This window comes from Streptomyces sp. NPDC005485, assembly GCF_040606085.1.
In the GTDB taxonomy this organism is placed as follows: domain Bacteria; phylum Actinomycetota; class Actinomycetes; order Streptomycetales; family Streptomycetaceae; genus Streptomyces.
The window spans coordinates 1-11,167 of record NZ_JBEXDZ010000230.1 but is presented as its reverse complement, the minus strand read 5'-3'; the positions used below and the strand labels follow the sequence as shown (position 1 = coordinate 11,167).

Annotated in this window: 10 protein-coding genes; 7 read left to right on the top strand and 3 right to left on the bottom strand. The window is 72.3% G+C overall.

Going from position 1 to position 11,167, the window contains the following annotated elements; all coding sequences use genetic code 11:
- Positions 1-90: 90 nt before the first annotated feature.
- Complete coding sequence (locus tag ABZS97_RS41200; RefSeq protein WP_356147922.1) at positions 91-300, bottom strand: acyl-CoA carboxylase subunit epsilon; 210 nt, start codon at positions 298-300, stop codon at positions 91-93.
- Positions 301-309: 9 nt separating this feature from the next.
- Positions 310-1,908, bottom strand: coding sequence for an acyl-CoA carboxylase subunit beta (locus tag ABZS97_RS41195; protein WP_356147919.1), 1,599 nt, complete (start codon positions 1,906-1,908; stop codon positions 310-312).
- Between the two features lie 179 nt (positions 1,909-2,087).
- Between ABZS97_RS41195 and ABZS97_RS41190 the strand changes: the two genes are divergently transcribed.
- Positions 2,088-2,978: a biotin--[acetyl-CoA-carboxylase] ligase gene (locus tag ABZS97_RS41190; protein ID WP_356147916.1), complete on the top strand. Its 891-nt coding sequence runs from the start codon at positions 2,088-2,090 to the stop codon at positions 2,976-2,978.
- A gap of 255 nt (positions 2,979-3,233) precedes the next feature.
- The gene (locus ABZS97_RS41185) at positions 3,234-4,334 is read left to right on the top strand and encodes an adenylate/guanylate cyclase domain-containing protein (protein ID WP_356147928.1); all 1,101 of its coding nucleotides are present in this window, start codon (positions 3,234-3,236) and stop codon (positions 4,332-4,334) included.
- A 13-nt stretch (positions 4,335-4,347) separates the two neighbouring features.
- On the opposite strand, the gene ABZS97_RS41180 is transcribed toward ABZS97_RS41185, so the two are convergent.
- The gene (locus ABZS97_RS41180) at positions 4,348-4,869 is read right to left on the bottom strand and encodes a hypothetical protein (RefSeq protein WP_356147913.1); all 522 of its coding nucleotides are present in this window, start codon (positions 4,867-4,869) and stop codon (positions 4,348-4,350) included.
- A gap of 356 nt (positions 4,870-5,225) precedes the next feature.
- Here ABZS97_RS41180 and ABZS97_RS41175 point away from each other — a divergent pair, with 356 nt between their 5' ends.
- From ABZS97_RS41175 to ABZS97_RS41155, 5 genes are all read left to right on the top strand, one after another.
- Positions 5,226-6,032, top strand: coding sequence for an enoyl-CoA hydratase-related protein (locus ABZS97_RS41175; RefSeq protein ID WP_356147909.1), 807 nt, complete (start codon positions 5,226-5,228; stop codon positions 6,030-6,032).
- 91 nt (positions 6,033-6,123) lie between these two features.
- Entirely contained in the window at positions 6,124-7,266 is a 1,143-nt protein-coding gene (locus tag ABZS97_RS41170; RefSeq protein WP_356147906.1) for a sensor domain-containing diguanylate cyclase, read from the top strand.
- 93 nt (positions 7,267-7,359) lie between these two features.
- Positions 7,360-8,898, top strand: coding sequence for a histidine ammonia-lyase (hutH, locus tag ABZS97_RS41165; RefSeq protein WP_356147925.1), 1,539 nt, complete (start codon positions 7,360-7,362; stop codon positions 8,896-8,898).
- Between the two features lie 226 nt (positions 8,899-9,124).
- Entirely contained in the window at positions 9,125-9,328 is a 204-nt protein-coding gene (locus tag ABZS97_RS41160; protein WP_160504463.1) for a cold-shock protein, read from the top strand.
- 146 nt (positions 9,329-9,474) lie between these two features.
- The coding region (locus ABZS97_RS41155; protein ID WP_356147901.1) for a DEAD/DEAH box helicase at positions 9,475-11,167 on the top strand (1,693 nt) is incomplete at its 3' end.

The following is an 11,167-nucleotide window of genomic DNA, read 5'->3' as shown; positions in this document are numbered from 1 at the left end:
CAAGTACGTCCAGTACGAGGGCCTTCGTCCGGCACGCCGAGGGCACGCACCGAACACCGCGGGCACCGCACAGGACTTTCAAAACACCCCCTAGTTGGGCCAGTACGTGCGGCCCCAGGACGTGGGACCCGGCGCGGGCAGCCGGCTCAGGGCCAGCCGTGCCGGATCCGCCCAGGCGTCCGGCTCGCGGGACGCGCCGGACGGCTCGCCGGACGCCGCCGCGGCGCGGACGCGGACCACCGCCAGTGCGGCGGCCAGCTCCTCAGGGGTCGGATTGCCCCGTACAACCTTGATCGTCACAGCGGCTCCTTAGAGGGGGATGTTGCCGTGCTTCTTCGGGGGCAGGGATTCCCGCTTGGTGCGCAGCTGACGCAGCCCGCGCACGACATGGGCGCGGGTGTCGGACGGCATGATCACGCCGTCGATGTAGCCGCGCTCGGCCGCCGTGTACGGGTTGAGCAGCGTGTCCTCGTACTCCTGGATCAGGCGGGCCCGGGTGGCCTCCTGGTCCTCCGGAGCGGCGGCGGCGATGGTGCGCCGGTGCAGGATGTTCACCGCGCCCTGGGCGCCCATCACCGCGATCTGGGCGGTGGGCCAGGCGAGGTTGAGGTCCGCGCCCAGGTGCTTGGAGCCCATGACGTCGTAGGCGCCGCCGAAGGCCTTGCGGGTGATCACCGTGATCAGCGGAACGGTCGCCTCGGCGTAGGCGTAGATCAGCTTGGCGCCGCGGCGGATGATGCCGGTGTGCTCCTGGTCGACGCCGGGCAGGAACCCGGGGACGTCGACGAAGGTCAGGACCGGCACGTTGAAGGCGTCGCACGTGCGCACGAAACGCGCGGCCTTCTCGCTCGCGTCGATGTCGAGGCAGCCCGCGAACTGCATCGGCTGGTTGGCGACGATGCCCACCGGACGGCCCTCCACCCGGCCGAAACCGGTGAGGATGTTCGGCGCGAACAGCGGCTGCGTCTCGAAGAACTCGGCGTCGTCCAGGACATGTTCGATCACCGTGTGCATGTCGTACGGCTGGTTCGCGCTGTCCGGCACGGTCGTGTCCAGCTCGCGGTCCTCGTCGGTGAGGGCGAGGTCCGCCTCCTCGGGGAAGACCGGGGCCTCGGACAGGTTGTTGGACGGCAGGTACGACAGCAGCTGCTTGACGTACTCGATGGCGTCCTTCTCGTCGCCCGCCATGTGGTGGGCCACCCCGGAGACCGCGTTGTGCGTGCGGGCGCCGCCCAGCTCCTCGAAGCCGACGTCCTCGCCGGTGACCGTCTTGATGACGTCCGGTCCTGTGATGAACATGTGCGACGTCTGGTCGACCATGATCGTGAAGTCGGTGATCGCGGGGGAGTAGACCGCGCCGCCGGCGCACGGGCCGACGACCAGCGAGATCTGCGGGATGACTCCGCTCGCGTGGGTGTTGCGGCGGAAGATCTCGCCGTACATGCCGAGGGCGCTGACGCCCTCCTGGATACGGGCACCGCCGGAGTCGTTGATGCCGATGACCGGACAGCCCGTCTTCAGGGCGAAGTCCATCACCTTCATGATCTTCTGGCCGAAGACCTCTCCGAGGGCGCCGCCGAAGACGGTGAAGTCCTGGGAGAACACGGCGACAGGCCGGCCGTCGACGGTTCCGTAACCGGTGACGACCCCGTCCCCGTACGGGCGGTTGTTCTCCATGCCGAAGTCGGTCGAGCGGTGCTGTGCGAACTCGTCCAACTCGACGAACGACTCCTCGTCGAGCAGCAGCTCTATCCGCTCACGGGCCGTCAACTTGCCCTTGGCGTGCTGCTTTTCCACGGCCCGCTCCGAGCCGGCATGCGTCGCTTCCTGGATGCGGCGCTGCAAGTCCGCGAGCTTGCCCGCGGTGGTGTGGATGTCGATCTGCTGCGGGTCTTCCGGCTCGGACATCGGGATGCGGCTCCCTGCCTGCTCAAAGGGGACGTGAGGGTGACGTGCTGGGGAGGTACTGGGGGATGTGCTGAGGGTCGTGCTCGGGGATGCGTGTCAGGGGTTTGCTACTGACTCGTAGGGTAGTGGCGTCGATACGGTTCGGCAGTGCGGCGTTTACCACACCTAGGGTGGGTTGCATGACGCCGCGAGATGCCTCAGACGCGAACGACAAGCCCAACGGCAACCGGTGGTCCGATCTGGACCGTCCTCCCCTCAATGGTGCCGCTCTGCGCAGGGCACTGGTGCGCGAAGGCGGGCACGGGAGCCTGTGGTGCGACATCGAGGTGGTGGAGCGCACCGGGTCCACCAACTCGGACCTGGTCGCCCAGGCCGCAGCGGGGAAGGCGTCCGAGGGCGCCGTCCTCGTCGCCGAGGAGCAGAGCGCCGGGCGCGGCCGCCTGGACCGCCAGTGGTCGGCCCCGGCCCGCTCGGGCCTCTTCTTCTCCGTCCTGCTGAAGCCCGCCGACGTGCCCGTCCCGCGCTGGGGCTGGCTCCCGCTGCTCACCGGCGTCGCCGTCGCCGCCGGGCTCTCCCGCGCGGCCGGCGTGGACACGGCACTCAAGTGGCCCAACGACCTCCTCGTCACCGTGAACGGCGAGGAACGCAAGACCGGCGGCATCCTCGCCGAGCGCGCCGGCGACGACGCGGTCGTCATCGGCATCGGCATCAACGTCACCCTCCGGGAGGACGAGCTGCCCGTCCCCGGGGCCGCGTCCCTCGCCCTCGCGGGGGCCGCGACCACGGATCGTGACACCGTTCTGCGCACCGTGCTCCGCTCCCTGGAGGAGTGGTACGGCAAGTGGCGCGAAGCCGGGGGCGACCCTGTCGCCAGTGGGCTTCAGGAGGCGTACGCCGCGGGGTGCGCGACGCTCGGCCGCGTGGTGCGGGCGGAGCTGCCCGGCGAGCGGTCGATCACCGGGGAGGCGGTCGCCGTCGACGGGGACGGGCGGCTGGTGCTGGCCACGGCGGAAGGCGTGCAGGAACCGGTGGGGGCGGGGGACATCGTGCATCTGCGGGCGGCGGAGTAGCCCTACGGAGTGCCCCTTCCGCCCCTACCCGCCCCGCGCAGGAGTGAGCCAGAGCACACCTGTCGTAGAGTTGACCGCGGTCGATCCTGACCGCGGCAGATCGGAAGGGCAGCAGGCGTGACCGTCGACGACACGGGCTCCGGCACGGGTGCGCACCCCGCTCCCGACGCCGAGCCGGGCCGTACCGCCGGCCCGGTCACCGAGGCGTCCCCAAGCCGGACCGACCCGAACGGGTGGACGGACGCCCAGCCCCGGATGGACGCACAGGCCCGCGTGGACGCCCCCGGCGAACCCGACCCCGGCGAGGACCCCCTCGCCCTCCGCCTCGAACAGCTCATCCTCGGCGCCGAACGCCGCTACACCCCCTTCCAGGCGGCCCGCAGCGCAGGCGTCTCCATGGAACTGGCGTCCCGCTTCTGGCGGGCCATGGGATTCGCGGACATCGGCCAGGCCAAGGCCCTGACGGAGGCGGACGTACTGGCGCTGCGCCGTCTCGCGGGCCTTGTCGAGGCGGGCCTGCTCAGCGAGGCCATGGCCGTACAGGTGGCCCGCTCCACCGGCCAGACCACCGCCCGCCTCGCCGAATGGCAGATCGACTCCTTCCTGGAGGGCCTGACCGAGCCTCCGGAGCCGGGGATGACCCGCACCGAGGTGACGTACCCCCTGATCGAGCTGCTCCTGCCCGAGCTGGAGGAGTTCCTCGTCTACGTCTGGCGGCGCCAGCTCGCCGCCGCGACCGGCCGGGTCGTGCAGGCCGCCGACGACGAGGAGATGGTCGACCGGCGCCTGGCCGTCGGCTTCGCCGACCTGGTGGGCTTCACCCGCCTCACCCGCCGTATGGAGGAGGAGGAGCTCGGCGAGCTCGTCGAGGCCTTCGAGACGACGGCCGCGGACCTGGTGGCGGCCCACGGGGGCCGGCTCATCAAGACCCTCGGCGACGAGGTGCTGTACGCCGCCGACGACGCGGGTGTGGCCGCCGAGATCGCCCTGCGCCTCATCGAGACGATGGCGAACGACGAGACGATGCCGGAGCTGCGCGTCGGCATCGCCTTCGGCACGGTCACCACCCGTATGGGTGATGTCTTCGGTACGACCGTGAACCTGGCCTCGCGCCTCACCTCGATAGCGCCACGCGACGCCGTCCTCGTCGACGGCGCCTTCGCCGAGGAACTGGTCCGCACCGGCGACGCCCCTGTCTCCGAGGCGGAGGCCGCCGAGGCCGCCGTCGCCGCGGAGAAGGAGGGCGAGGAACCGCCCGCCTACCGCTTCGCCCTCCAGCCCATGTGGCAGCGCCCTGTCCGCGGCCTGGGCGTGGTCGAGCCATGGCTGCTGGCCCGCCGGGACAACGAGAGCTGACGCCCCCTGGGCCCTACCGCCCGAGGAGGCCGCCCGGCTGCGCAAGGCCGTCGACGCACAGACCCACGATCGGGACGCACAGCCCCGGCGGGTCGGCCTTCGGAGCCGGGGTCCCGTTGCCATTGCCGTTTCCGTTGCCCGTGGTGGCGCTCGGAGTCGGCTGCGGGGCGGGGGCCGTCGTCGCCGGGGGCCTCGGAGCGGCGGACGGCGTGGTCGTGGGAGCCGGGGCCGTGGGGATGCCGGTGGCGTCCGGGGCCGGGACGTCCCGCGCCGGGGGGCTCGCGAGCGTCGACGCGGAGGGCGCGGAGGACATCGGGGCGAGGCTCACGCCCGGCGTGGGTGTCGCACTCACGCCGCCCATGACGGCGGTCGACGTGGGACTCGCCGACGGCACGGCCTCGACGGTGACCGCCGCGTTGCCCGCCGTGTCCGCGGGAGCGGCCGCCCTCGGCTCCGCCTCCGCACTGCCGCCGCCTCCGAGCACCGACTCGGGCGTCAGCCGTACGAAGCTCAGGACCCCGGCGGCCAGGGCCATCCCGCTGACGGCGAACAGGACACGGCGGGGGCGCGGCCTGCGGTGCCGGCCGACCGTCCTGGACGGCGCCGCTTGTGGCCGCGGATCTGTTTCTGCCGCTGTCTCTGTCGCTGTTTGTGGCTCTGTTTCTGTCTCTGGCTTCGTCGTCGTTGCTGCTTCCGCCATGGTCGTCCCTCCCCGGTGCCATGCGCTGTAGCGGTGCGCAGGTTATGCGCCGTTCGGGGGAGCGGGAGGGGAGTTGGGGCCGGTGTCACTCGAACGGGGAGTTCGGGTGCGGGGGGACGGGTTTCGTCCGGCGGGCGTGGCTGCGATGATCGGGGGGTCGGTAGTTAACCTGCGTTAACCGGGAGGGTGTCATGGCGGAGCAAGGGGACGAGCGGCGGTTCGGGGAGTTCGTCGCCGTACGGCGGCATGGGTACGTCGCGGAGCTCGCCCTCGACCGGCCGAAGGCCATGAACGCCGTGTCCACGGACATGGCGCGCTCCATCGCCGCCGCGTGCGAGGCGCTCGCCGCCGACCGGGAGGTGCGGGTGGTCGTGCTGACCTCCACGCATGAACGTGCCTTCTGTGTCGGAGCCGATCTGAAGGAGCGGAACTCCTTCAGCGACGCCGACCTGGTGCGGCAGCGCCCCGTCGCGCGTGCTGCCTACACCGGCGTACTGGAACTGCCGATGCCGACCGTCGCCGCGGTGCACGGCTTCGCGCTCGGGGGCGGCTTCGAGTTGGCGCTCTCCTGCGACCTGATCGTGGCCGACCGTACGGCGGTCGTCGGGCTGCCCGAGGTGTCGGTGGGGGTCATTCCCGGCGGGGGCGGTACGCAGCTGCTGCCCAGGCGGGTCGGGGCGGCCCGGGCGGCCGAGCTGATCTTCTCGGCGCGGCGGCTGGAGGCCGCCGAGGCGCGGGAGTTGGGGCTCGTGGACGAGCTGGTGGAGGCGGGGGAGGACCGTTCCGAGGCCCTTGCGCTGGCTGCCCGGATCGCGGCGAACTCGCCGGTGGGGCTGCGGGCCGCGAAGCGTGCGCTGCGCCTGGGGCACGGGCTCGACCTCCGGGCTGGCCTGGAGGTCGAGGACGCGGCGTGGCGGTCCGTCGCCTTCTCGGGGGACCGGGCGGAGGGGGTCGCCGCGTTCAACGAGAAGCGGAAGCCGGAGTGGCCGGGGGAGTAGGGAGCCGCACGCGCACGACGCTGGGCGGGACCGTACCCCTGTTCGCACCACTAACATCCCAAATCGCCTAAAACATCCCTAACCTGGAGTGATGGGTGAGGACAGACGGCTGAGGGCCGTGGTGGAGCTGGCGCAGGGGATGGCGGCGGCGCACACCCCGCGGGAGTCCTGGCGGGCCGCGGCGCTCGGGGCCTGCCGGGCGCTCGCCGGGAACTTCGCGGCGCTCTCGGTGTGGGAGCGCGAGCTCGGCCGGCTCCGGGTCCTGGTGAACGTCGGCGAACGCGCGCCGGGCGAGGAGGAGTTCCCCGACGGGGAGGCGTACCCCGTGCACCAGTTCCCGGAGATCACCGAGTTCCTGCACGAGCGCTGGGCCGGCGGCGGCGAGCCCAACGCCTGGGTCGAGACGGCGGAGGGCCCGGCGGAGGGGCGCGCCGGGTACTGCCATCAGCGGGTCGCCGCGCTGCGACGGCGCGGCCGCGGCTGCTGCGTCGTCGCCCCGATCGTGCTGCACGGCCGGGCCTGGGGCGAGCTGTATGTGGCCCGTGCGGCCAAGGATCCCGTCTTCGACCGGGCCGACGCCGACTTCGCGACCGTCCTCGCCTCCGTGGTCGCCGCCGGGATCGCGCAGACCGAGCGGCTGGAGGAGGCCCGGCGGCTGGCGTTCACCGACGCCCTCACCGGGCTCGCGAACCGGCGGGCGGTCGATGTCCGGCTCGACGAGGCGGTCGAGCGGCATCGGCGGGACGGGGTTGTCGTGAGTCTCGTCGTCTGCGATCTCAACGGGCTCAAGCGGGTCAACGACACCCAGGGGCACGCCGTGGGCGACCGCTTGCTGGAGCGGTTCGGGTCGGTGCTGTCGTTGTGCGGGGCGATGCTGCCGGGGGCCCTCGCCGCCCGGCTCGGCGGTGACGAGTTCTGCCTGCTCGCGGTGGGTCCGTCGGCGGACGAGGTGGTCCGGATCGCCGATGAACTGTGCCGCCGCGCCGCCGAGTTGGAGCTCGGCGACGGCGTGGCGTGCGGGGTCGCCTCGACCGAGGACCCGATCGGACCGGTGCGCTCGGGCCGCAGGCTCTTCCGGCTGGCCGACGCGGCCCAGTACCGCGCGAAGGCCGTGCACGCCCACAAACCCGTGGTCGCCGGGCGCGAGGGCCCCGACGACCCCGTCGTACGGCTGGCCGACGCGCCCTCCCCGGACGCCGTACGGGAGCGCCGTCGCTTCCGGGGGCGCCGCTGACCCCGCCCGCCCCTCCTGCGTGTCGGTAAGGGGTCAACCCGCCACCCAGTAGTGACATCATCGAATTCACTGCGTACGCTCCTGAATATGGATATGCACACTGTGGTGGTGGGGACGTCCGGGGTGACCGCGTCCGACGTTCTCGCCGTGGCGCGCGACGGCGCCCGGATCGAGCTCTCCGACGAGGCGGCACGGGCCCTCGCCGCGGCCCGCGAGATCGTGGACGCGCTGGCGGCCAAGCCGGAGCCCGTCTACGGCGTCTCCACCGGGTTCGGCGCTCTCGCGAGCCGGCACATCAGCCCGGAGCTGCGTGCCCAGCTGCAGCGCAACATCGTCCGTTCGCACGCCGCCGGCATGGGCCCACGCGTGGAGCGCGAGGTCGTCCGCGCGCTGATGTTCCTGCGGCTCAAGACCGTCTGCTCGGGACACACGGGCGTACGGCCCGAGGTCGCGCAGACCATGGCCGACATCCTCAACGCGGGCATCACCCCCGTCGTCCACGAGTACGGCTCGCTCGGCTGCTCCGGCGACCTCGCCCCGCTCTCCCACTGCGCCCTGACGCTGATGGGTGAGGGTGACGCGGAGGGCCCCGACGGAGTCGTACGGCCCGCCGGTGAGCTGCTCGCCGAGCACGGCATCGCCCCCGTCGAGCTGCGCGAGAAGGAGGGGCTCGCCCTCCTCAACGGCACCGACGGCATGCTCGGCATGCTGGTCATGGCCCTCGCGGACCTCGACTCCCTCTACAAGTCGGCCGACATCACCGCCGCCCTGTCCATGGAAGCGCTGCTCGGCACCGACAAGGTCCTCGCCCCCGAACTGCACGCCATCCGCCCGCACCCCGGGCAGGGCGCCAGTGCCGCCAACATGCTGGCCGTGCTCAAGGGCTCGCAGCTCACCGGGCACCACCAGGACGACGCCCCGCGCGTCCAGGACGCCTACTCCGTGCGCTGCGCGCCGCAGGTCGCGGGCGCCGGACGCGACACCATGGCGCACGCCCGCCTGGTCGCCGAGCGCGAGCTGGCCTCCGCGGTGGACAACCCGGTCGTCCTGCCCGACGGCCGCGTCGAGTCCAACGGCAACTTCCACGGCGCCCCGGTCGCCTACGTCCTCGACTTCCTCGCCATCGCCGCCGCCGACCTGGGGTCCATCGCCGAGCGCCGCACCGACCGGCTGCTCGACAAGAACCGGTCGCACGGACTGCCGCCCTTCCTCGCCGACGACGCCGGTGTCGACTCGGGCCTGATGATCGCCCAGTACACGCAGGCCGCGCTGGTGAGCGAGATGAAGCGGCTCGCCGTACCGGCGTCGGCCGACTCCATCCCCTCCTCCGCCATGCAGGAGGACCACGTCTCGATGGGCTGGTCGGCGGCGCGCAAGCTGCGCACGGCCGTCGACAACCTGACCCGCATCATCGCGGTCGAGCTGTACGCGGCCACCCGCGGCATCGAGCTGCGCGAGGGGCTGGCCCCGGCCCCGGCGTCGCAGGCGGTCATCGAGGCGGTCCGCGCGGCCGGCGTCCAGGGCCCAGGTCCGGACCGCTTCCTCGCCCCCGACCTGGCTGCGGCGGACGCGTTCGTGCGCTCCGGCGCGCTCGTCGCCTCGGTGGAGACGGTGACGGGGCCGCTGGCGTAGTCCCCGCAGGTCCCGCGCGGTGGGTGCCGTCGTCGACCGGCGGCGGCACCCGTGCCGTGCGAGGTGTGCCGCCAGTGTGCTACTGTCTCATTGATACGTTTTTGGTACCCATTTACTTTGTGCGCCTGATCGGAATCCTCCGCAGGCGCGTTTTGTTTTACCGGCATCTCCGGCGTTACACCGGTGCATCTCCGGACTGGGGCCCCTACCTATTCAGGAGAATGACATGGCTACTGGCACCGTGAAGTGGTTCAACGCGGAAAAGGGCTTCGGCTTCATCGAGCAGGACGGCGGCGGTCCCGACGTCTTCGCCCACTACTCCAACATCGCCAGCTCCGGCTTCCGTGAGCTGCTGGAGGGCCAGAAGGTCTCCTTCGACGTCACGCAGGGCCAGAAGGGCCTGCAGGCGGAGAACATCGTTCCCGCCTGATTTCGGGACGCGCTTTCCCGAGCCGGGACCCGCACCTTCGGGTGCGGGTCCCGGCTCGCGTCTGTCCGAGCTGTCCGTGCTGTCCGTGGGTCCAGGAGAGTTGTCCGTGGGGTCCAGGAAGTCCAGAAAGGAAATCCAGATCCAGCATGACTCGATCCGAACGTCCCGCCCGTAGGCGACCGACGAACTCCCGCGGCAGTGCCCAGCCGACCGGTTCCGCAGGCGGCGCCGGACGCGGCGGGGGCCGTAACGCCGGCCGCAGCGGCGGCAAGGGCCCGGCCCGCAAGGCCGCCCCGCCGCAGGAGTTCTCGCTGCCCGAGACCATCACTCCCGCCCTGCCCGCCGTCGAGTCCTTCGACGCGCTGGACATGCCGGCGGCCCTGACGAAGACCCTCGCGGCACAGGGCGTCACCGAGCCCTTCCCGATCCAGGGCGCCACCCTGCCGAACTCCCTCGCCGGACGCGACGTCCTCGGCCGCGGGCGCACCGGCTCCGGCAAGACCCTCGCGTTCGGCCTCGCCCTGCTCGCGCGCACCGCGGGCCGCCGCGCCGAGTCCAAGGCGCCCCTCGCACTGGTCCTGGTCCCCACGCGCGAGCTCGCGCAGCAGGTCGACGACGCGATCACGCCGTACGCGACCGCCGTCAACCTGAGGGTCGCCACCGCCGTCGGCGGCATGTCGATCGGCCGGCAGGCCGGTTCGCTGCGCCGCGGCGTCGAGGTGCTCGTGGCCACTCCGGGCCGCCTGAAGGACCTCATAGAGCGGGGTGACTGCGTCCTGAACCAGGTCGCCATCACCGTCCTCGACGAGGCCGACCAGATGGCCGACATGGGCTTCATGCCGCAGGTCACCGCGCTGCTCAAGCAGGTCGAACCCGGTGGTCAGCGACTGCTCTTCTCGGCGACGCTCGACAAGAACATCGACCGTCTCGTGCGGATGTTCCTGACCGACCCCGTGGTGCACTCCGTCGACCCGTCCGCGGGCGCGGTGACCACCATGGAGCACCATGTGCTGCACGTCGCCGACGAGACCGACAAGAAGGCCGTGGCCCTCAGGATCGCCGCCCGCGACGGCCGCGTGATCCTCTTCGTCGACACCAAGCGCGGCGCCGACCGCTTCACCAAGCGGCTGCTCGCGAGCGGTGTGCGGGCCTCCGCGCTGCACGGCGGGCGCAGCCAGCCGCAGCGCAACCGCACCCTGGACCAGTTCAAGAACGGCCAGGTCACCGCGCTGGTCGCCACCAACGTGGCGGCCCGTGGCATCCACATCGACGACCTGGACCTGGTCGTCAACGTGGACCCGCCCACCGACCACAAGGACTACCTGCACCGCGGCGGACGCACCGCCAGGGCCGGTGAGTCCGGCAGCGTCGTGACCCTCGTCCTGCCCGAGCAGAAGCGCGAGATGTCCCGCCTCATGGCGGACGCCGGCATCAGCCCGCGTACGGCCATGATCAAGTCCAGCGACACGGAGCTGTCCCGCATCACCGGCGCCCGGGAGCCCTCCGGCGTTCCCGTGGTGATCGAGGTCCCGCAGCCCGTCGAGCAGCCCAAGCAGCAGCGACCCAGGTCGCGCCCGAGGCCCGCCGGGAACGGCAACGGCAACGGCACAGGCACCGGCACCGGCGCCCGACGCGGCGCGGGTACGTCCGCGCAGCGCGGCACCACCGGCCGCCGCTCCGGCACGGGCAACGGCACGGGCAACAGCTCGGGCGCCGCGGGCACCGGTGCGAACGGCTCGGGCCGCCGTGGCGACGGCGCCAAGGACACCGGCGCCGGCCGCCCTGCGGGGAGCGCCCCCGGCCGCGGCGCAGAAGCCCCCCTTCGGCTCGCGCGCCGTG